11 protein-coding genes are annotated in these 21,753 nt (G+C 74.2%); 5 read left to right on the top strand and 6 right to left on the bottom strand.

Annotated features, from left to right (window positions below; translation table 11 throughout):
* Positions 1–36: 36 nt before the first annotated feature.
* Positions 37–3,495, top strand: coding sequence for a poly-gamma-glutamate biosynthesis protein PgsC/CapC (locus WMF34_RS38350; protein ID WP_437990904.1), 3,459 nt, complete (start codon positions 37–39; stop codon positions 3,493–3,495).
* A complete protein-coding gene (locus WMF34_RS38345; protein WP_437990903.1) occupies positions 3,492–6,233 on the top strand; it encodes a hypothetical protein in 2,742 nt (913 codons plus the stop codon). The genes WMF34_RS38350 and WMF34_RS38345 overlap by 4 nt, the downstream gene beginning before the upstream one ends.
* A gap of 138 nt (positions 6,234–6,371) precedes the next feature.
* Here WMF34_RS38345 and WMF34_RS38340 read toward each other — a convergent pair whose 3' ends face one another.
* Positions 6,372–6,896: a hypothetical protein gene (locus tag WMF34_RS38340; protein WP_338055639.1), complete on the bottom strand. Its 525-nt coding sequence runs from the start codon at positions 6,894–6,896 to the stop codon at positions 6,372–6,374.
* A gap of 113 nt (positions 6,897–7,009) precedes the next feature.
* The gene (locus WMF34_RS38335) at positions 7,010–8,347 is read right to left on the bottom strand and encodes an AAA family ATPase (protein WP_044966822.1); all 1,338 of its coding nucleotides are present in this window, start codon (positions 8,345–8,347) and stop codon (positions 7,010–7,012) included.
* Between the two features lie 604 nt (positions 8,348–8,951).
* On the opposite strand from WMF34_RS38335, the gene WMF34_RS38330 reads away from it, so the two are divergent.
* From WMF34_RS38330 to WMF34_RS38320, 3 genes are all read left to right on the top strand, one after another.
* On the top strand, positions 8,952–10,046 hold the full coding sequence (locus tag WMF34_RS38330; protein ID WP_437990902.1) for a PEGA domain-containing protein: 1,095 nt from the start codon (positions 8,952–8,954) through the stop codon (positions 10,044–10,046).
* Positions 10,047–10,051: 5 nt separating this feature from the next.
* Positions 10,052–10,993 (top strand): formylglycine-generating enzyme family protein, encoded by a 942-nt coding sequence (locus WMF34_RS38325; RefSeq protein WP_437990901.1) that lies wholly within the window; start codon positions 10,052–10,054, stop codon positions 10,991–10,993.
* Between the two features lie 297 nt (positions 10,994–11,290).
* On the top strand, positions 11,291–16,699 hold the full coding sequence (locus WMF34_RS38320; protein WP_437990900.1) for a hypothetical protein: 5,409 nt from the start codon (positions 11,291–11,293) through the stop codon (positions 16,697–16,699).
* Between the two features lie 20 nt (positions 16,700–16,719).
* On the opposite strand, the gene WMF34_RS38315 is transcribed toward WMF34_RS38320, so the two are convergent.
* The 4 genes from WMF34_RS38315 to WMF34_RS38300 form a co-directional block, all read right to left on the bottom strand.
* Complete coding sequence (locus WMF34_RS38315) at positions 16,720–18,630, bottom strand: aldo/keto reductase (RefSeq protein WP_437990899.1); 1,911 nt, start codon at positions 18,628–18,630, stop codon at positions 16,720–16,722.
* A gap of 63 nt (positions 18,631–18,693) precedes the next feature.
* On the bottom strand, positions 18,694–19,869 hold the full coding sequence (locus tag WMF34_RS38310) for a WD40/YVTN/BNR-like repeat-containing protein (protein ID WP_437990898.1): 1,176 nt from the start codon (positions 19,867–19,869) through the stop codon (positions 18,694–18,696).
* Position 19,870: 1 nt separating this feature from the next.
* Positions 19,871–20,224, bottom strand: a complete 354-nt coding sequence (locus tag WMF34_RS38305) for a MoaD/ThiS family protein (protein ID WP_012240134.1) — start codon at positions 20,222–20,224, stop codon at positions 19,871–19,873.
* Positions 20,225–20,453: 229 nt separating this feature from the next.
* Entirely contained in the window at positions 20,454–21,683 is a 1,230-nt protein-coding gene (locus tag WMF34_RS38300; protein ID WP_437990897.1) for a flavin-dependent oxidoreductase, read from the bottom strand.
* Positions 21,684–21,753 lie beyond the last annotated feature (70 nt).

The raw sequence follows: 21,753 nt of genomic DNA, 5'->3' as shown, positions 1-21,753 counted from the left end.
GCGCGCCGACCCGCCCCGCCGCCGCCGCCCCGCCGCATGCTCGAGAACCTGCCGCTCTTTCCACCGAACGGGCTCGATCGGAGCCTCCACACCGCGGTCCTGATCGGCCTCGTCTTCGGGACGTTCTTCACCGAGACGCTCGGCTGGACGTACGCGGGGCTCGTCGTGCCCGGCTACCTCGCGACGGTGTTCTTCGCGGCCCCGGTCACCGCGGTGTTCATCGTCGCGGAGTCGATCGTGACGTACCTGTTCGTCGCGCTGATCGGCCGCTGGATCACCCGGACGGGCGCGTGGTCCACGGCGTTCGGGCGCGAGCGGTTCTACCTGTTCATCGTCGGCGCGGTGATCGTGCGGCTCTTCGTCGAGGGCTTCGTCGTGCCCGAGGTCTCGGCGCGCTACGACTTCGTGCACTCGCGGGAGCTCTACAGCATCGGGCTCGTGCTGGTGCCGCTCATCGCGAACGCCTTCTGGAACAGCGGCTTCTTGCGCGCGGCGCCGCGGCTCGCGGTCGTCACGGCGCTGACGGCGCTCGTGCTCGGCGTGCTGCTCCGGACGACGAACCTCTCGGTCTCGCGCTTCCAGGTGCTCAACGAGAGCCTGTCGCTCGAGTTCCTCGAGCTGCCGAAGGCCCACATCATCCTGGTCATCGGCGCGCTGCTCGGCGCGCGCAACAACGTCCGCTACGGGTGGGACTACAACGGCATCCTCGTGCCCGGCCTGCTCGCCGTGGCGTGGTACGAGCCGACGAAGCTGCTCACGACGACGATCGAGGCGCTGGTCGTCTTCTACCTCTCGCGCTGGATCACCTCGGTCCGCCCGTTCTCCCGGATGCTGCTCGTGGGGCCGCGGCGGATGATCTTCGTGTACGTGCTCGGCTTCCTCGTGAAGATGGCGATCGGCTTCGCCATGGTGCGGTACGCGCCGGGGCTGCAGATGGTCGACTACTTCGGCTTCGGTTACCTGCTCCCGAGCCTGCTCGCCGTGAAGATGTGGAACAAGGAGCACGTCGGCATCGTGATCATGCCGACGATCCAGGTGTCGTTCACCGCGTTCCTCGTCGGCAACGGCGTCGGTTACGCGCTCGTGGCGCTCGGCTGGGGCGGCGCGCCGCCGCCGCCCGCGGCCGCGGCGAGGCCGCTGCCGCGCATCGAGAGCGCCGCGCTGTCGCTCGTGCTGGCGGACACGGCGCCCCGGCCCGGCCCGCGTCCGAGGGCGGCCGCGATCGCCGCCGACATCGAGTCGCGGCGGATCGCCCACCGGCTCGCGCGCGGCGTGCTGCGCGACGGGCAGCCGGCGGACGAGCTGCTCGGCGCGGCGGAGCGCGCGCGGGTGTCGGTGGCGCGGGAGGGCGACGGCGAGCGGCCGTGGTACGTGCTGAGCCCGCGGTTCGACGATCCGGACGACACGCCGAGCGCGCCGCGGGCGGCGATCCGCAAGCGCGTCGGCCGGAGCGCGATGTCCGCGCCCGCGCCCGAGTGGCTGGTGCTGGCCGCGCCCACCGAGCTCGGCTCGGCGCTGCCGGCGGTGGCGCTCCGGGTCGCGGAGCTGCTCGACGCGGCCGGGGTCGTGCTCCTGTCGCGCCACGGGGCGATCCGCCGCCACGACGAGGCGTTCGTGGCCGCGATGATCGACGCGATGGAGAGCCCCCAGGTGCTGCTCGTCGAGCCGGGCGGCGGCGACGGGCCGGAGCTCAGCGTGGTCGGCTCGCCGGCGGGGCTGCCCGTCGTGTCGATCGGCCTGGGGCTCGGCGCCGAGACAGCGATGACGTTCCGCCCGGCGGCGGAGCCGTCCACGCCCCTCGGCGACGCGCCGCGCTTGCACGTGCCGCGCGAGGTCGCCGAGGCGGTCGGCGCGCGCTCGCTCGGCGCTCCGGAGGCCGTGCGCTGGACCGGGACGCTGGAGGAGGAGCTCGCGAAGCGGATGGTGTCCTTGACGGAGGTCCAGCCGGGCCGCTTCCGCCCGCCGTCGCTCGAGGAGCTCAGGCTGTTCGACGCCGTGGTGGCGCCGCGGCTGATCGCGGCGGCGACGCGCCCCGGCGGCGCATCCGGCGCGGCGCCGCCGACCGCGTGGGAGCGGGCGATCCTCGGGCGCCTCGGCTTCCGCGAGGTGCGCATCGGCGGCACCGACGCGGCGCCGGCGGCGTGGGGCATCGCGGAGCCCGGGCCGGCCGAGGGCGGCCCGGAGCGGCGCGGGAACCCGGCGTGGCTCGTGCTGGCGCATGCGTCGGCGTCGCCGCCTGCGGCGTCGACAAGCGCCATCTTGCCCGCGCCGCCCTCGACGGAGGCGGTCAGGTCGCCGCTGACGGGCGCGATGCTCGTCGAGGTGCCCGCGCCGCGGTGGCAGATCGGGGTGTTCGGCGCGGGGCTCGCGCTCGCCGACGCGCTCTCGGCGCAGTCGCTGCTGCTCGCCGGGGCGGTGCCCACGGCGGAGCCGGGCGGGGCCGCCGACGTGCGGCGCGCCGAGGGGCTGCGCAGCTACTTTCAGCGGGCGCACGAGGTCTGGGTCGGGGACGGCGGCAACGCGCTGTCGGTGCAGGCGATCGAGGCGGATCGGACCTACGAGCGGGACGCGGTGGTCTCGTTCGGGTACGAGGTCGTGCGGCCGGGGCACGTGCCGACGTTCGCGGGGCCGCTGCTGGAGACGCTGCGCGATCTCGAGCTGCGCGTGGGGATCTTCGACGGTACGCGCGAGCAGGTGCCGTTCAGCGGAGCGACGGACATGGCGATGGCCTACGCGAAGCGGTTCGCCGAGGGGCGGTTCGCGATCGTGTACATGGGCAGCGCGGTCCGGCGCTTCTTCGAGCTCCGGCGCTTCGTCGAGCCGGGGCAGGGGGAGACGCGCCTCGAGGCGCGGCTCGCGCGGCTCGGCGTGACGCCCGAGCCGCTCGACGTGGCCGCGCGCGCTCAGGCGCTCGCGTCGTGCGCGGGGAGCGCCGGCGCAGGCGCGAGCGGGGACGAGCTCTGCCCGACCCGGGGTGTGACAGCGGCGTGCGATCTCTCCGCTGCGATGGAGCCCTTCCGGCGCTACACGACCGAGCGGAACCCGTATTACCTGAGGGCGCACTTCGCGACGCAGGCGGCGCCGACGGCCGGGCCGGCGAAGGCGGACGCGACGCGGGCGGCGGTGGCGGACGCGTCGCGGGCCGGGTCGGACGCGTCGCGGGCAGCGGTGGCGTTGGCGCCTCGGGCAGGGCTGGCGGCCGCGGCGCGCGCCGCGGCGGCGGCCGCGCTGCGCGGGAGCGCGCCGGCCGCGCCGCGGCGCGAGGCGCAGTGCCATGTGGAGATCGGGCGCGACGTGATCACGGGGCGCCCGTGGGTCATCGCGGCGCGGCCGGGGGAGGCGCAGCTGCTGCCGATCGACGGCGCGCTCGTCGCGGTGCCGGGCGCGGCCGTGCCCGGCGGTTCGCGGCTGCGGCGCGCGGTCACCGTCGGCACGAGCGCGCTCCGGGTCGAGGCGGCCGGGCCCGGGGCGGCGCCGCAGCAGGGGGCCCCGTGACCGCCCCGGCGAAGCGCCGCGCGCCGGGGGGCCACGAGGCGGCCGCGCCGCGTGGGAGCGCGGCGGCGCGGCCGCCGTCGCGGGCGCGCCTGGCGACGGCGGGGTTCCGTGCCCGCGACGGCGCGCCGCGCAGGGCGCTGAACCCGCGATGGCTGATCGCGATGGCGCTGCTCGGGGTGACGGCGTTCGCGCTCTCGCAGCTGTCGAGCGCGCCGCCGCTGGGCAGCGCGCTGCCGGCCGAGGACGAGATCCTCGCCTACCACATCGAGCCGGAGCGGGACCTCGTGATCAAGGTCCCGGCCGAGATCGACGCGGTGGAGGTGACGACCTGGGGGAGCGTGAGGACCGACGCCTGCGACTCGGCGCGGCGTTACCCGTACGGGTTCGTCGCGGCGTTCGTGAACGAGCGCGGGGAGGAGGTCGCGCGGCACGCGATCGATCTGGAGAGCCGGGTCAGCTGCGATCCGGATCGCCCGCTCGGCGAGGGCGAGTACGCGGCGCGGCTCGCGAGCGGCGGGGGCGCGGTGACGGATCCGCGCTCGACGCTGCTCATCACGCACGACGTGCTCCCGCAGGGCGGGCAGGTGCGGCTCCGGGCGAAGCCCGCGGTGGGGAGCGACGGCGGCGACGGCGCGCGCGTGCCGAGCGAGCTGACGATCCTGTCCCGGCTGGAGGGGCGCTACCAGCGCAGCGAGGCGTCGCGCGCGGTCTACGAGCAGAGCCTCGACGCGGAGGAGCGGCGGCAGCTCGGGCTCCGGACGTCGGCGCTCGGCTTCGCCGACCTGCCGGAGCCGGCGCGCAAGGAGCTGCTCCGTGGCTGGGCGCGGCGGCTCGAGGCGGGGGGCCGCGAGGGGATCGACTACGACATGTCGCGCCTTCTCTTGCGGCGGTTCCGGATGCCTTACCCGCGCGCCGAGGGGCGCGGCGCGTCCGAGTTCGTGATCGGCGAGCGCCGCGCGGCCGCGCTGAACTTCCGCGGCCCGCTGTCGCTCGACATCGAGGGCCCGCCGGGCCGCGCGGTGCGGGTCGCCGACGGCGCGAGCGGGTCCGCGAGCGTCGAGCTCGGCCCGCTCGGGAGGGCCACCGTGCGGCTCCTGCGGGAGGACATCCGGACGGTGGTGATCGACGGCGTCGGCCCGGATTTCGGCGTGCGGTTCGGCGCGCCGGAGGCGCAGGCGATGCAGCAGATCGGCGAGATCGTCCACCCGGCGATGCCCTCGCCCGCGGGCGCGGGCGGCCCCGGCGCCGCGCCGGAGGCGCTCCCGCCGGGGACTGCCGCGGAGCCGCCCGCGGCGCGAGCGGAGGCGGCTCCGGCGCGGCTGCAGACGCCGCCGGACGTGCGGATCGTGCGCTACCTGGCGCTGGATCCGAGCGACCCGGTGATCGCGCGGATGGCGCCCGGGCAAGAGCTCCTCGGGCTGCTGATCCGGACCGAGATCGACGCGAGCGGGGGCGCGAACCAGGGCGACGCGACGGTGGTGGCGCGGTGGGGTCCTGGGCCGTCGGAGCGGGCCGAGCTCAAGGTGACGCTCCCGCGATCGCGGTTCGAGTGGTGGAACGAGGGGTTCGACGCGTCCGAGCCGCGGCTCGCGATCCTCCGGCCGCCGGCGGGGGTGGAGCGGATCGAGATCACGGGCGACGCGAGGACGCGCCTGCGGCTGCGCGCGATCGAGCCGGGCGTGAACGAGACGCTGTACCGGCTGCCGTACCGGGTCACGCTGGCCGAGGACGAGACGTGGCGCTACGCGCCGTTCGACGTGAGCACGTGGACGGACGTGCGGGCGCTCAACCTCGACGATCTGGAGCGGAAGGAGCGCTTCTCGGATCTGCGCGAGCAGGTGCGGATCGAGCGGGCGGGGGAGGGCGGGAGGTCGAACGCGGATCGGCCGGAGCGGGTGCTCGTCCCGGAGCACGCGCCGGTGCGCCGTCGGCTGCTGATGCCGGCGTGGCAGTCGGCGGGGGAGCCGTCGCCGGGTGACGCGTGGACGCCGCTGCTCGTGGCGAAGGACGTGCGGGTGGACGGGGCGGGGGCGCGGGCCGGGCGGCTGTCGGTGATCTACCGGGCCGCGCGCGCGTCGCTGGGCAAGGAGGTGGCGGTGCGCGTGGACGGCGAGGTGGCGCTGAAGGAGCCGATCGTGGCGCTGTCGGGGTCGCTCCGGGTGGCGGCGCCCGCGGGCGCGCGGCGGATCGAGGTCGAGGGGCTGGGCGAGACGGGGGTGGCGTACACGGACGCGCCGCCGGCGAACGGCGGGGCGATCGTGCGCCGGCGCGACGTGTTCGAGCTGACGCGCGGCCGGCCGATGACGTACGAGTTCGAGCAGGAGGCGGGCGAGACGCTGCACCTGGTGCTGTTCGTGGTGACGCCCGGGGAGAACGCGGACTATCGGATCCGGTACCGGCTCGAGGGGGCGAAGCCGGCGTCGCGGGAGGCGGCGTTCTTCCGGCGGGTGACGATCCCGGAAGGCGTGCTGGCGGGCCGCGGCGGCGACCTGACGCGCGCGACGCTGTGGGAGGCGGCGACGGAGAAGCGCGGCACGGACGGGGTGGGGCGCGCGGTGATCCGGCTGGGCGACGACCTTTCGCCGGGGGAGCGGGTGGTGAGGCTGTCGCTGCTGGGGCCGCAGCCGGGCGATACGGGGGAGCCGGCGAAGGCGGTCTGGGTGGGGGCGGTGCTGGTCGGGCAGAAGGCGCCGGGGCGGGACGACGGGCCGCGGCTGTGGGTGGAGGACGATCCGTGAGGAGGAGCGGGCGGCGCCGTAGCGCTCGGCTGCCGCACCCCGTGAGACGCTGCGTATTGGGGCGTTACGTTCAAGGCGATCTGGAGAGTGCGTCTTCCAGGGACGTCGGCAGTGGCTGTCGTACCGCTCGTGGCTCGATCAGGTGTGCGCGAATCGAGGCCGCGCAGCCGCGAGAATCGCCTCGGCGAGCTGCTCCTCGAACCGGCGGAACGCGGGCAGTCGGCGTAGCGTCCGAGGGTCGATGTTGGCGCCGAAGAAATCGTAGAGATCGGCACCGCAGAGGCGACCGCCGCCGCTCGCTGTGAGGACCTCTTCCAGCGCACGCTTTGGATCGAGCACGCTCTCTGGATCCGCCGGTAGCAGAAGCGGCGACATCGGCGGCAGCAGCTTCTGGAACGGCAGCGCGTCGACGAGGAGCCATGCCTCGATCTCGCGCACAGGAACGCACGCTGCGGCCGCCAGATCGGCAAACTCTGCCCGGGCCAGCTCCAGCCCCGGCTCGATCTGCTCGCGCTGTGTCCGCTCGGAATCGCCCGATCCATCCGAGTGGATGACGAAGAGCGTACATTGCTCCCAATACGCGCGAATGGAGGCCGCGATCCGGACGTCGCGCCGCCGTGACGTGCGGGCCGGGGCGTCGATGCCCACGCTCGGGCCGATCATGGGAACCTCGGGAAGCACCTTGGCGGCGAGCGCGGGGATCAGCTGATCGAGGAGCGGCAGTAGCAACGCATAGTCGGTTTTCCCCTCGGCGAAGAGCCCTGCACACAGATACGTCATGCCTCCGCGAGCTCCGCGGGGCTGGCTGTCTCCAAAATGCGCCGGAGCTCTGCTGTGGAGATGTACTGTTCGCGATCGATGACACCGACAGGCGCAACCCTGCGTACCCGTGTATGCCGGAGCCCGCTGCCCAGCCGTACCAGGTCGAGCGCCATGATGCACTCCGGGTGATCCATCAGGGCCGCGAGGACGACTGGAGAGTGGCTGGTGATCAGCACCTGCGCAGTGCCAGCGGCAGCCGATTCGGTGTCGCTGGCGACCGGGCGCTGCGTCGCCTCCAGGATCCGCTCGATGAGCGTCCGTACGCGCGCAGGGTGGAGCCCGTTCTCCGGCTCTTCGATCGCGATCAACGCGCTCGATGCGTCTGCACGGAGCGCTGTCGAGAGCGCCAGGATGCGCAGCGTCCCGTCGGAGAGGACACGCGAGGGGAGGCGCTGGCCATCGGACGTTTCCATCTGCACGACGAGCGTGTCGCCCTCGACGACGACCTCGAAGGTGCGGACTCCAGGTACGAGGCTCGCAACGTCCGCCCGGATCTCGGCGATCGCGCCGGGGCTCTGCGCCGCCAGCGTAGCCGCCAGGTTGGCGCCGTCCGTTGAGAGCCTCGCTGGTGCGCCAGGCTCGCTCGGCTCGCGGATCCGTTGGGCTTCCAGGTGCAGGACGCGCAGGCCGCTGAGCTCCTCGGCGACGGCGCGCAGGTGCGGCGAGCGAGCCTGCATCTCCGGCTCCGAGAGAAACGTTGCCTCGGGAACGTACTGCACGGTCGCTGTCATCGAGAACTGGGACGCGCTCGGATCCGCCACGGTCAGAGCCCGCTCGTACTCCACGAGCGCGCCGCCATCTCCATGGCGTAGGCGCGACGCAAAGGCTGGATGGCGCCTCAGCCATGCATCCTCATCCGACGTCATCGACCGCAGCACCTCGCGAACGACCGTCAGACGCTCTCTCATGGAGCTGAGCTGCTGAAGCTCGATGTTCACCTCATAACGGAGCCGCGTCGCCTGGAGCGGTACGTCGCGCAGGCCGACCCTCACCGCGGAACGCGGCAGGATCACCTCGATCGCGAGCGCCATGCTGGCGAGGGCACCGAAGCCGCGTTCGACCGTCGTGGTCGGCTCTTCGTCCCGGCGACGGAACTGCTCGCGGATCCGCCCTCTCCCCTCTCCGACGGCTGCGGCGAGCGGGCTGCCCGCGAGCCGCGCAAGCAGCGAGAGCGCGTCGAGCAGGTTCGATTTTCCGGCTCCGTTCGGGCCGATCAGAACGGAGAACGGCTCGAGATCGAGGGCGAAGCCCTGAAAAGACTTGAACCCGTCTATCTCGATGCGGGTGATCATTCCGGCGCCCTTGTGGCAGAGCCTACAGCACATGAGTCCCGCGGGCCAGCGGTTCTCGGGGCTGAGCCGGCCATGCGAAGCGGGCGGCGCCAGCGGCTCTTGCCGGTGCGGTGTCGCCGAAGTCAAACTGAGCCGGCACCCGGCTCAAGGGCGGGCGACCGGCCTGCCGAGAGCAACCGCGTCGGCTGAGCGCTCGGCCGGCGGCTGCTCGCAGCAGATGGCCAGGCGTTCTTCCGGCGGAAGAGCTCGCCTGATAGCGCAGCGGGAGGCCCTCGGGCCCGGTAATCCATGCAGGTGCGGAGCCAAGTGGGTTATCTGAAAGCGTTTATCGCCGACGGGAACGAAATGGCACGGTGCGCGGCTCGCGCACGCCTCCGTTGTCGCGATGGTCGCAGCTGCCGAAGTCCGCCCGGTCTCGGTGTGCACGCACCGCGCGCCGCACAGCCACGTGGGAGCTACGTCGAGCGGTGCGGATCGCATTGGAAGGGGCTCTCCTGGTCAAGCCGAACCATGCGCTCGCTCATTGATGGGTTGGTCGTGCGCCTTTTTTGTTGTAGGGTCTCCCCGCGCGCCCCCGCGGCTCGCAGCAGCGGAACGAGCACACATGGCGGAAACGACGACGAGCCCGCTCGGGAAATGCCTTGTTGCGGTGCCCATCCTTCGCCTCGCCGACACCCGCCGCGGTGCCAGCCGCGCGCGAGTCGCGCGCGCCTTCGCCGGCCTCGCGTCTGCCGTCGCGGTCGCGCTCGGGGGCGCGGCGGCGCACGCGCAGGAGCCGCCGCGCGACCCGGTGGCCGCGGAGGCGCTCTTCAAGGCCGCGCGCGCGCTCGTCGACAAGGGGGACGACGCGGCGGGGTGCCCGAAGTTCGAGGCGAGCCTCGCGCTCAACCCCTCGGCGAGCACCCAGATCAACATCGCGCGTTGCCGCGAGCGCGAGGGCAAGCTCGCGACGGCCTGGCACGATTACCATCGGGCCCTCGTCCTGAACCGCGAGACGGCCGGGGAGCAGCGGCGGCGGAGCCTGGAGGAGGTCGCGAACAAGGGGATCGCGGCCCTCGAGCCGCGCGTACCGAAGCTCGTGATCGTGGTCAAGGGCGCGCCCACCGGCATGGAGGTGCTGCGCGACGGCACGGCGCTCCCGGTAGCGGCGCTCGGAGAGCCCCTGCCGGTGGATCCCGGCCCGCACGAGATCCGCGCGAGCGCGCCCGGGCACGAGGCAGAGACCCGCTCGATCACGCTCGCGGAGGGCGAGACGACGACGGTCGAGCTCACGCTGCGACCCGCGGCCGCGGCCGCGGCCAGCGCCGCGACGCTGCCCGCCAAGGCGGACGAAGCGCGAGGCGGGGGCACCCCGGCCTGGGCCTGGATCTCCGGAGCCGCCGGGATCGCGCTCGCCGGCGCGTCGGTCGGGTTCCTGATCGACGACCTCTCCGCGATCAGCGCATTGCGCGAGAACTGCCGCGAGGTCCCGGGCGGGACGTACTGCGACCCCGGCTATGACTTCGCGGCCGACAATGCGCGCAAGAACCGCGATTTCGGGCTCTTCGTCGGCCTGGGCGCCGCGGGGCTCGTCGCGATGGGGGTGGCGGTCTATGGGATCGTCCGGCCGGGCGACGAGGCGGCGCCCGCGCCGGCGGCCGTCGCGGTCCCCTGGATCGCGCCGTCCGGCGCTGGCGCCAGCATCTCCGGGAGCTTCTGATGCGCATGGGCGAGAGCAACCGCGTGGTGGTCTTCAGGCCTCTTGCCGCGCTGGCGATCCCGCTGGCCGCGGCGGGCGCGTGCATCCCTGACGTGGAGCCCGACGTCTTCGTCGTGCCGCACTGCGAGCAGGTCGCGCCCACCTGCGGTCCGGCGGCCGACGAGAGCTGCTGCGCGGCGGGCGAGGTGGTGGGCGGCCAGTTCAACCGCCTGAACGACGTGCGTTATCCTGCCACGGTCGCCGATTTCCAGCTCGATCGCTTCGAGGCGACGGTAGGCCGGTTCCGGCAGTTCGTCGCGGGCTATCCGGCGACCAGGCCGAAGGCGGGAGTGGGCGCTCATCCGCTCATCCAGGGCAGCGGCTGGGACCCGGCGTGGGATGCGAGCCTGCCCGCGGGGCAGGACGAGCTGCGGGCCTCGCTGCAATGCGACTCCAACTTCCGGACGTGGACCGATGAGCCCGCCGGCAACGAGGCCGCGCCGATCAACTGCGTGAGCTGGTATCTCGCGTTCGCGTTCTGTGCTTGGGACGAGGGCCGGCTGCCCACGGAGGCGGAGTGGAACTACGCCGCTGTCGGGGGGAACGATCACCGCGCCTATCCGTGGGGAGACGAGGCCCCGAGCCAGGATCTGGCGGTGTTCGACTGCGATACCACGACGACGGTGTGCCCGATCCCGTCCGTCGGGTCGAAATCCCCTGCGGGCGACGGGAGATGGGAGCAGGCGGATCTGGCGGGCAGCTTGTTCGAGTGGGTCCTCGATTACCACGCCGATCTGACGGGGACGTGCACCAACTGCGCGGCGCTGACCGACGGAGGCTTCGGGAGGGGCTCCCGCGGAGGGGCGTTCTCGCACACCGAGGAGACGCTCAGTCCGACGTACCGTATCGGCGAGCTTCCGGAGAGGGCGCTGTCTTTCTACGGTTTCCGCTGCGCGCGGGACGAGTAGGGGCGGCGACACGACGGCGGCACCGAGGCCTGTGGTGCCGTCGACTCGGTGGCTTTCAGGAAGCGTTTCCGGTGCGCCCGGGGCGGTAAGACCGGCCGGCCGGGAGCGTTTCCGGTGTCCCGGAGGCGGTAGGACCGGTCGGCCGCGAGCGTTTCCGGTGTCCTGTGGGCGGTCGGACCGGTGCCCGGGAACGCGGGCCCCCTCGCCGATCGCGCGCTTGCGCTCGAACCCGGAAATCGGGTAGCCCGGTAGATCACGGCGCGGGGCGTAAGCGGGCATGGTGCAAGGGTAATCGCCGTGGATCTCGACGCCTTCCTCGGGGCCGCCGCCCGCCGCGCGCTGCTCGCCGCGGCGCTCGTGCTCGCCTTCGGCGCCTCTGGCGCCCGCGAAGCGGCCGCCGCCGAGCCGCTCGCCTGGGTCGCGCCCGAGAGCGTCCGCGTCGCGCTGTGGAGCAACGGCCCGCAGCAGGGCGCTCCCGCTCCAGACGAGGCGCGCGCCGCGCCCGTGGCGGCCGACCCCGCCGCGCCCGTCGCGCTCGCCGCAGGGCAGCTGCTCCTCGTGCCCGTGGAGCCAGGCGACCGGCTGGAAGTGCGGGGCGACGTCGCGGGGATCGGCCTCGGCTCCGGCGTCGGGAGCGTGCCCGATGTGATCACCTGGATGCCGCTGCCTCCCGCCAGGGCCGGCGCGCGCGATTTCGCGGTCCCGACGTGGTCGAGCGCGCGCTTCGTCGTCGTGCGCGCGGCCGCCGCGCGCGGCGCCGGGGGCACGCCGGTCGCCGTGCGGGTCGCCGCACGGGAGCGCGCGCCGCTGGCCTGGTACCGCCTCGACGAGGACGTCGCCGCATGGCTCGGCGGCCGCGCGCCCGCGCCGGCCACTGCGCCGGGCGAGGCGGCCGCGCTGCTCCGCTGGGTCGACGCCGCGCGCGCGGCGCTCTCCGCCCCGGCCGCGGCGGGCGCGCCCTCCGCGCGCCTCGCCCCGGCCGCGGCCGCATGGCTCACCGCGCGCTATCTCGAGGAGTCCCTGCTCCTCCGGCCGCTCGTCGAGCCGTACTTCGTGGCGCGCGGCGTCGAGCTGCGCGGAGGCCGCGAAGGCTCCGATCTCCCGACCGTCGAGCGCGCCACGCCATGGCGCTCGCTCGGCGCCGGGGCGCGGCTCGAGCTCCGCGCGCCCGGCGCGGACGTGCTGCGCATCGCCCTCCGGGCGCGCACCTACGGGACCACGCGCGTCGTGGTGCGCGCCGGCGGCGCCGTCGTCCGGGAGCTCGTCGTTCGCACCGGGTCGCGCCTCGCGGACGCCGCGCGCTGGAGCGAGCCGCGGTGGATCCGGGTGCCGCTGCCGGTCGATGCGCGCGCGGCGACCGTCGACGTCGTCGAGGGGGAGCTCGCCGTCGCCGCCAGCGGCTACCAGCAACGCGCCAGCGTCGCCGAGCTCCTCACGCCGCAGCGCGACCGCGCCGCCCTGCTCGATCGCGCGGCGCGGCGCGATCAGGCCGGCGACGGCGATCGCGCGCCGGTCCACGCCGAGGCGCCGCGGCTCCTCGCCGCCGCAGACCGGGCCGCCGCGCCGGACGCCGCGAAGGCCGCGCTCGACCTCGCCGCGCGGCCGGCCGTGCCGCCGCCGCTCCGGGCGCTCCTCCTCGCCGAGTCGGTGCGGTGGGCGCCCTCCTCCGGCGCGGCGTTCGCGCGCGCGGCGCAAGCCTACACGGCGGCGCAGGCCTTGGTCGCGGCGCAAGGTGGTGATGCGGCGGCGCAGGGCCGCGCGGCGGCGGGCGCCACGTCGCTCCAGCGCGCCATCCTCGCGCGGCTCGCCGCGGCGCACGCGGAGCCGGGCGCCGCGGATGCGCCCTGGTCCGGGCCTGCTCGGCCCGGGGCCGCGGCGCCGCGCGAGCCCGCCGGAGGCCGCGCGCACCCGGACGACGTCGCGGCCGTGTCCGCGCTGGGCGCGGCGCTGTCGCCGCCGAGCGACGGCCGCCGGCCAGCGGGGGCGCCGCTCGCGGAGCGTTACGCGCTCGGCCATGGCGACGTCGAGAGCGCGGCGCCGCTCGCGCGCACCGCCTGGGCGCGCGAGGCCCCGTGGGACGCGCTCGACCTCCCCGACGGCGTGGCCGCGTGGAGCGCGATCGCGCCGCCTCGCGACGCGCTGCCGCCGGCGGGAGGCGGCGCACCGGGGCGCGCCGCCGCGGACGGCTTCTGCGAGGTGGACGCGGGGTCCGGGCTCCGCTGGACGCTCCTCGACGCCGCGCGCGCGCAGATCGACGTCGAAGCGCCGCCGGGGGCCCACGCGCGGGTGCTCCTGCGGAGCGCCTCGAGCCAGGTGGTCCCCGAGTCGCCGGTGCTCATCGACGGCGCGCCGGCCGCGGTGCACGGCGGCGCCGGGCTCACGTCGGTCGTCGCCGTGGCGCCCGGGGCGCGCACGTTCCAGCGGCCGGCGGGCGCTCCGCCGGTGCTCGCGCGCATCCCGCGCAGCGGGCGCGCGCCGTGCGCTTCGCTGCGCGAGATCGTGCAGTGGGCCTGGGTCGACGGCTCCGCGACCTTCGTGCTCCCCGACCCGGAGCGCGCCACGCTGGCCCGCGTCGTCCTCGCGCCGCCCGCCGTGGCGGGCGAGGCGGCGCTGGCGTCCGGAGCGCAAGGCGCCGCTGCGCCGTCGCCTGGAGCGCAAGGCGCCGCTGCGTCGTCGCCTGGAGCGCAAGGCGCCGCTGCGCCGTCGCCTGGAGCGCAAGGCGCCGCTGCGCCGGCGCCCGGAGCAGCGGCGCTGGCGCCCGGAGCGCGAGGCGCGCCGCCCCCGGCCGACGGTCCCGCGCGCGTGCTCCGCGTGCGCGCTGGCGCCGCCGTCCACGAGGCCTGGGTGCGCGCCGGCGCCACGGGCTCGATCGAGGTCCCGGTCCCCGCCGGCGCGCACGAGCTGCGCGTCGAGACCGATGCGCCGACGCTGCTCCGCGCCTCGGTGCGCCTGCACCCCGCCGCGCCCGGCGCCCCGCGCGCCGTCACGCCGGTGCGCCCGCCGGACGGCGCGCCCGTCGACGGCACCCTCGAGCAGATCCGGGGCGCCACGCGCGCCCTCCGCGCCGCGCCCTCACCTGCCCGCGCCGCGCTCCACGCGCAGCGCGCCGCGGCGCTCGACGCCCTCGGCTTCCCGGCCCTCGCCGCGCTCGACCGCCCCGCCGAGGAGGATCCCTGGGACGCGGCGCATCTGCCCGGCGCGTCGACCGCGGGCGCGCCGTCGAGCATCGCCTTGACCCTGCCGCCGGGCAGCCCGGTGGCGGTCCCGCTCGGCCTGCCCGCGCGCGTGCCGCCGCTCCCGCTGCCCGACGACCGCGCGCCGCTCGCGGCGGCGCGCGACGCGCGCGCCGGCGTCGATCCGCGGCGCGGCGTCGCGCTGCTCGCGGGTCCTGCAGGCGACAGCTCGGGCGCGGACGCGCTGCTGCTCGGCCTCCTTGCCGAGCGCTCCGGCGAGGTGCAGCTCGCCGCCGACGCCTTCACCCGGATCGGGCTCGCCCACCGCTCCTCCGCGGCGCTCGCCCGGGCCGCGAACCTGGCCACCGACGTGGCTTCCGCCGCCCCGGCGCCCGATCGACGGCTCACGCTGCGCGCCCTCGTGCTCGCCGAGCTCGCCGTCCAGGAGGCCGCCCGCGAGGCCTCCGCCGGTCAGCGAGGCGCCGCGCCCGCGGCCTCGGGGAGCGCCGCGCAGGGCCCGGCCGTGGCTCCTCCCGCCGGCGCCGCGCCTCCGCCTGTCCAGCTCCCGCCGGCCTCCCTCGCGCGGCTGGCCCCGGTGACCGGCTGGGCCGTGCCGCCGCGCGCCGACGCCACGGCCGGCACGGCCACGCTCGAGATCCGGGCGAGGGCCGATCGCGATCTGCCGCTCCGCGTCCGGGTGCGGCGTGCGCTCGTCGATGCGCCGGAGGCGTCGCTCCTCATCACCGACGGCGCGCGCGCCGAGTTCCGGCTCGACCGCGCCGCGCCGGGCGCGATCGTGCTCGACGGCGTCTGCCGGGCGCTCGACCGAGAGGAGACCCCCTGCGCGTTCTCGATCGCGCTCGACGGCGAGCCCGTCGCGTGCTCCGCGGCGCCCGCGCCGATGGCGGACCGCTGCGTCGTGCAGGTGCCGCGGGGCAGCCACCGCATCGAGGCGCGGCCTCCGGCGGACCGCAGCGTCCTCGGCTGGATCCGCGCGACCGCGGCCGGCGCGGCGCAGCCCTTCTCCGGCCGCGTCCTGTCGACCTGGAACGACATCGACCCCGCGCGCCCCCTGGAGCTCGCGTTCGTCGGCCCGACCGTGGTGCGCATCCGCGCGCGCGCCGCCTACGAGTGCGCGTCGCCCCGCGCGCGCGCCGCGCCCGTGGACGGCGGGGATCCGGCTTGCCATCCCGAGGTCGCCGCGGCCGCGCCCTCTGGCCAGCTGCGCTTCTCGGTGGCGCCGCTCGACGGTGCCGGCGGCGAGTCGAGCGGCGGCGCGGTGGAGGAGGGCACGCTCGCGCTCGACGCCTCCGAGGACCGCGCCGCGCGCCGCCTGGGCGTCACGCGCGAGCCGTTCTTCTGGCTCGGCGGCGAGGTCGAGTCCCGCGTCGCCGTCCTCCCCGAGGGCCCGCACGTGCTGCGCGTCGCCTCGCCCGGCGGCCGGGCGCTGCTCCGCGTCGAGCTCGCCGTCGCGAACGGCGCGCCCCGCCCGCGCGTGCCGCCGCCCGCGCCGCCGCCCCCTGCGCCGATCGCGCCCGCGGACGAGCTGCTTCGTCCGGCACCCCCGGTGGGAGAGGACCCGGACCCGGGGCCCCTCTCCGTCGGCGGCTACGCGCGCCTCGCCGACAGCGAGCTCGCCGAGGAGGACCACCGTCTTCCGGTCCGCTTCCTCGAGCTCGGCGTCGACGTGCACCGCGAGCTGATCGAGCGGCGCGCCTGGATCGCGGCCGCGGGGTTCGGCCGCCTGCGCGACGGGCCGGAGAGCTTCGGCGCGGAGGCGCGCTTCGACCTGAGCTCGAGCGGCTGGGTTCCCGGCGGCTCGCTGAGCGGCCGCGTGGTGTTCCAGCCGGACGCCAGCGACGCCATGGGCGCCAGGGCGAGCGCGACCGCGTTCTGGTCCATCCCGCTCGGCGGGCTCACGCTCTCGCCGTGGGCGGGCTTCACGTGGCTCATGGTGGACGAGTCGCTGCGGGGCTTCATCGGCGCCGACAAGGACGTCTACACGCTGTACGGCGCCAAGCACGACACGCAGGCCTCGCTCGGGGCGCGCCTGCGGTACCGGCCGTTCGTCGACGCGCTCGTCACGGCGGGCACGTCGCTGCGCCTGAGCCCGGCGCCGTCGGAGCTCGACCGCATCGACGCGACGCTCGACCTCGACCTGCTCCCCGGCCGGGGGCTGTGGCCGTGGATCCAGCTCGGCTGGCTCGCGAGCTACCGGCCGGTGAACGAGACGCGCGACGAGGCCTTCCTGCGCGACGCGTTCACCGCGGGGCTCACGTTCTGGAGCTGGCTCGCGCGCGGGCACCGCGCCTCGCTCGGCGTGGAAGGGACGTTCCTGTTCGACGTCCCGAGCCTGGCCGAGACCTCGCCGCGCGCCGCGGGGTTGGTCTTCCTCCGCTACGACTACACCGCCCGCCGCGGCCTCCGCGACTTCCCGCCGGCGTCGACGCCGTTCCGCGACCGGCAGGAGGAGGGGAGCGGGCGCGTCGAGCGGGAGCGGCCTGCGGTCGAGCGCTCCTGGGAAGAGCCGTGAAGTCGGCTCATCGCGGGCGCTCACTTGCCCGGGAAGAGCTCCTCGGCCGTCATGTACTTCGCCCCGAGCGCTCGCGCGAACTCCCGGTCGCTCTCCATATCGCCGACCATGACCAGGTGCTCGCGCGCGAGCTTGTGGCGCTGGATCAGCGATATCCCGAGCCCCGGCAGGGGCTTGCGGCAGAAGCAGCCGACCGGAAACGCCGGGTGCGGGCAGTACACGACCTCGGCCACGGGCAGGCCGAGGAGCTCGATCGTCCTCGAGAACGCGGCCAGGACAGCCTCTTCGGTCACCGATCCTTTCGAGATGCCGCTCTGGTTCGACACGAAGAAGAGCGTGTATCCGTCGTTGACCCAGCGCTCCAGGGCCGCGCGCCGACCGGGCAGGAGCTCGACGTCGTCGGGATCGCGCGGGTAGATTTCGCCGCTCTTCGTCGTTCGCAGCGTACCGTCTACGTCGAGGAGCAGGCCCTTGCCCGTGAAGAGCGGATCGACGCGCCGGGCAAACGGGATCTCCTCGACCACCGAGAAGCCCTCATCCACGTGCGGCGCCTCGAAATTCGCAGCCCACCGCGAGAGCGCCTGCGGCGGCGGCAGGTTGGGATCCTCTTTGCCGAGCGCTTTCATGTCCTCCGGCCCGAGCAGCTTGCCGTAGCGCTCGAGGACGCGGAGGACGACGTTCGCGTAGGCCTCGTTGATGGGCGTGGCCAGGTACCGGCACCGGACCGGCACGCCGTGCGCGTGCGCCATCCGGAGCACCGCATAGCGCGACGCGCGCGTGCCGTACGTATTGTCGAGGACCACCCGCGTCTGCCCCGAGGAGAGCAGCTCTCCGAGCTTCTTGACCACGCCGTCGAGCGTGCCGCCGAGCTCATCGCGGTTCAGGCGCGCGTACCCTTTGGCCGTGTAGCGGGCGACCTCCGACGATTTGCCTGCCCCTTGAATTCCCATGATCACGACCACCTCGGGCGCATCGCCGGGGCCCTCTCCGGGCTCGAGCTTGCGCAGGCCGGCGGGGATCACGGGTGGCGCGACCGAGGCCAGCACATCGGCCGTGGGCGCGAAGCTGGTCTTCGAGAGGTCGGCGCGATCGCGCGCGCCAAAGGGGATCCGGAGCGCGCGCAAGCAGGACTCGACGCTCTCCCGCCTGGTCGCCCCGAACAGGGGAAGGACCGGGGGGCCGAGATCGAGCAGGGCCGCGAGGGCCGCCTCCTGGGACGTGACGCTGTGCCGCGCGGCGATGGGCTTGATCGCGCGGTTCTTGAGGAGGTTATCGACCTTGGCGTGACCGCCGAGCGGCCGGTGGGCGAGGAACGGGATGCCCATTTGCTTGGCGAGCTCGAAGAGGCCTCGGGCTGCGCTGCCGCGATCGAGGACGCTCAGCTCCTCCTGGATGGCCCGCACCGGAAAGTGCCGCTGGGCCTGGCGGACCTCTGCGATGGAGGTGTTGCTGAGGCCGAGGTGCTCGACGAGGCCCTCTTTCTGGAGCTCGGCGAGAGCGGCGAGGCTCTCTTCGAGGGGGGTCTTGGGGTCGGTCACGTGGAGGAGGAGCATGAAAATCCGCGAGACGCCGAGCGCCTTCAGGCTGCCCTCGACCGTGCGGCGCAGGTGGTCGCGGCCGCCGTCCGGGACCCATCGCCCTTTGGGTCGGGTGAGGCCCGCCTTGGTGATGACACGCACGTCGTCGCGCGGGCCGGACCACGCGTCGAGCGCCTTGCGGACGAGGCGCTCGCCGTAGTGGGCCTCGCGGTCGGTGAGGCAGTAAGAATCGGCGGTGTCGAGGAGGCGTATGCCTCGATCGAGGGCAACGTGGATGACGGCGGTCGCGTCCTCTTCTGAGGGGCGCCCCTCCGTGGCCAGCCGGAGCAGGCCGAGGCCGAGGGGGACGTCGAGGTGGCCTAGGACACCGTAGGGCGAGGGGGCGGGAGTCACGGAGACGATGACGTAGCCAGGTCCGCGGATCGATGCAAGCGCTCGCGCTGATGTTGTGATCTATCACGCCATGCGTACTGAATAGATCGGCGGCAGGTTATTGGCGACGGTCGTCCAGCCGTCTCCGCCGTCATCGCTCACGTAGAGATTGCCCGTCGTGGTGCCGAATGCCACGGTGCCGTCCTTGTTGGCGAGCGCGTGGCGGTAGATGACGTCGTAGGCTTGCTCTTGCGGCAAACCCCTGCGGAGCTGCTCCCAGGTCTCACCGCCGTCCTTCGTGCGAGCCACGAAGAGCGCGCCGTCGACGGTGATTCGCTGCTGGTCCGATTTCCCGGGGACGACCCACGCCGTGCGCCCGTCCCTCGCGTCCGCTGTGATGGGGAAGCCGAAATGCACGCCTTGCTCTGGACGGCTCACCTTGCGCCAGCTCTTGGCGCCGTCGCTGCTGTAGTAGATCCCGACGTGATTCTGCTGCCAGACATGGTCGGGATCGCCCTCGCATTGCTCGATGTAATGCGTATCGTGGCCCCACTCGGCGTCTGGTTCGGGCGTGTGATCGAGCCGCATGCCGTTGTTGCGCGGTTGCCAGGTCTCTCCGCCGTCCGCTGTTTCGATGACGCCCGCCGTGGACACGGCGACGAGCATTCGCTTCGGGTCACGCGGGTCCACCACGATGGAGTGAATGCCCGGGGCGAACTCGCCACCCTCGGAGGCCGGCGTGCCAAACCATTTCGTCTCGCCTTTGCCCTCGCCTGTGAACAGGTCGCCGCCGCGTGACTCGTGGTTCCAGAGCGGCCGGTTGAGCTCGAAGGAGCCGCCGCCGTCGCGGCTGACGAACAAGCCACCCGGAATGGTGCCCACGTAGACCGCGCCGCCCGGGCCGAAGCCGATGATCCAGAGCTTTTGCACCGTGGCCGGGCGCGTGACGATCTTGATGCCGACGCCGAAGTCGCTGCCGGCGTCTTCGTACATGTCCTGGCCGATGTAGCGAGCGCCCTCGGGATATTTGATCTGGGCGGGGTTGTCATTCCAGGTCTCGCCTTCGTCCGTCGAGACGGACAGCTTGGCCCCCCAATGGCCGAAGCCGAGCAGCGCCCAGAGCTTGCCCGTGTAGGGATCGCGCGCGACATAGTTGACGCCGCCGCCGGCGTGGCCCGCGAGGCGCGGCTTCCACGAGCCGTTCTTTTTCTCGACGATAAACGTGCCTTTTCGCGTGCCTACCAGGATACGGCTTGCCATTTCACCCTCCGCTCAACGCCTGCAGAATATGGACCTCGTCGTCGGCAGCGACTGCGTCCGTGAGTCCCTTGCGGTCGCGGATCATCTGCTTGCCGACGAAGATGTTGACGTGCGTCCGCAAGCGGCCGCGCTCGTCGCAGATGTAGAAGCCGATGCCGGGCGCGAGCTTCTCCAGGGCCGCGACGACCTCACCTGCTGTCGACGCCTCGACGATGAGGTGTTGACCTTCGAGGTGCGGAAAGAAGGTGTAGAGGTGGCGCGTCAGGTGGACAGACGGCATGGCGTGCTTGGCGTACTCCCGGGCTCGCCGCGCGTCAATTGGTTTCAAAGGCCGGCAGGCAAGACGCAGCCCCACGCAGAGCCCCGATGTTCTCAGGGCCCAAGCCTTCCCACGCCCGTTCCCGTGCCCGTTCCCGCTTCCCCTTCCGCTACCACCTCCGCAGCCGCGTTGCGTCGAGGTAGGTTGATTCGGTGGGAGCGTGCGCCCTCATTGGGGCCGATGAGTTGCCGCTGACAAGGGGCTGGCACGTTAGCCGGCTTCTCGCGGATCTCGGGCGTGCCGGGGGCTCTCGTCAGCGCTCTCGTCAGCGCACGGGGGGCTCCGAGGCGTGCTTCAGGCCGGTCAGCACCCTGTAGCGGGCGGCGATGGCCTCCAGCTCGCCGGGGGCGAAGACGTCCTCGATGCGGTCGAAGCCGTTGGGCGCGCGCTCATAGGCGATCTGCAAGCACTGCTCCGGACCGTTGCGGCGATTGGCCGCGACGATGGCGGCGGTGGCGGGCAGGCGCTCGGCCTCGTAGGCGGCCAGCGCTTCCACCGGATCGGCATGGGCGTCGAGCGCGCGGACCAGGGCCTGGGCGTCCAGGATGGCCTGGCTCGCCCCGTTGGAGCCGTTCGGATACATGGGATGGGCTGCGTCGCCCAGCAGCGTCATGCGTCCATGGCTCCAGCGCGGCAGCGGATCGCGGTCGACCAGCGGGAACTCGTAGATCGCCTCGGCGCTCCGGACCAGGCCGGGCACATCCAGCCAGCCGAAGCGCCAGTCCTCGAACCTGGGCAGGAAGTCCGCGGGGTCGCCCCGCCGGTTCCAGTCCTCCCGTCGCAGGCTCCTGGCGATCGCGAGATCGGCGGCCCAGTTGATCCTCTGGCGGCCGTCCGGCCCCGGTGGGGAAATCGGATAGACGACGAACTTCTGGTCCTGATGCCCGGCGATGATCATGCTGGCGCCGGTGAGGAAGGGCGCCGCCAGGCTGGTCCCCCGCCAGAGGATGCGACCGCCGTAGATCGGCGGCCCCTCGTCCGGATAGAGGCCGGCGCGCGCCGCCGAGTGGATGCCGTCGGCGCAGATCAGGAGATCGGCGGAGACCTTCCACGCCGCGCCCGCGCGATCGAGGAAGAGCGCCTCGACGCGGCCCCCGCCCTGCTCGTGGCCCGCGAGGCGCCGATCGCAGAGCACCCGGCCTGTGCCCAGCCGCTCGACGGCGGCGTCGAACAGCACGCCTTGGAGGGCGCCGCGGTGGAGCGAGAGCTGCGGGGTGGCATGACCCGCGAAGCGGCCGCGGGGCTCGCCCCAGATGCGCTGGCCGAAGCGGTTGAAATAGATGAGCTCGCGGGTCGCCACGCTCTGGGCCGACAGGGCATCGAAAAGACCCAGCTCGCCCAGCACCTCGGCGGCGTGGGGCAGGAGGTTGATGCCGACCCCGAGCGGCAGGATGGTGGGCGCCGCCTCGAACACCGTCACCTCATGACCCGAGCCGTGCAGCGCCAGAGCCGCGGCCAGGCCGCCGATCCCACCGCCCGCGACGATCACCTGCATAAGTCCTCCCGTAGACATGCGGCTCGACGCCGCCCCTCGTTGAAGCCGCCGCCGATCGCCGGCGCGGCGG

Source organism: Sorangium sp. So ce145, from assembly GCF_051525985.1.
Classification (GTDB): domain Bacteria; phylum Myxococcota_A; class Polyangia; order Polyangiales; family Polyangiaceae; genus Sorangium; species Sorangium cellulosum_B.
Note: the sequence above shows the minus strand (reverse complement) of the source record. Positions and strands in the feature narration are given on the sequence as shown.

Coding starts and splice junctions, on each gene's coding strand:
- WMF34_RS38300 (WP_437990897.1), bottom strand. CDS start 21,683: ATGCAGGTGATCGTCGCGGGCGGTGGGATCGGCGGCCTGGCCGCGGCT.
- WMF34_RS38310 (WP_437990898.1), bottom strand. CDS start 19,869: ATGGCAAGCCGTATCCTGGTAGGCACGCGAAAAGGCACGTTTATCGTC.
- WMF34_RS38330 (WP_437990902.1), top strand. CDS start 8,952: ATGGCGGAAACGACGACGAGCCCGCTCGGGAAATGCCTTGTTGCGGTG.
- WMF34_RS38325 (WP_437990901.1), top strand. CDS start 10,052: ATGGGCGAGAGCAACCGCGTGGTGGTCTTCAGGCCTCTTGCCGCGCTG.
- WMF34_RS38350 (WP_437990904.1), top strand. CDS start 37: ATGCTCGAGAACCTGCCGCTCTTTCCACCGAACGGGCTCGATCGGAGC.
- WMF34_RS38335 (WP_044966822.1), bottom strand. CDS start 8,347: ATGATCACCCGCATCGAGATAGACGGGTTCAAGTCTTTTCAGGGCTTC.
- WMF34_RS38340 (WP_338055639.1), bottom strand. CDS start 6,896: ATGATCGGCCCGAGCGTGGGCATCGACGCCCCGGCCCGCACGTCACGG.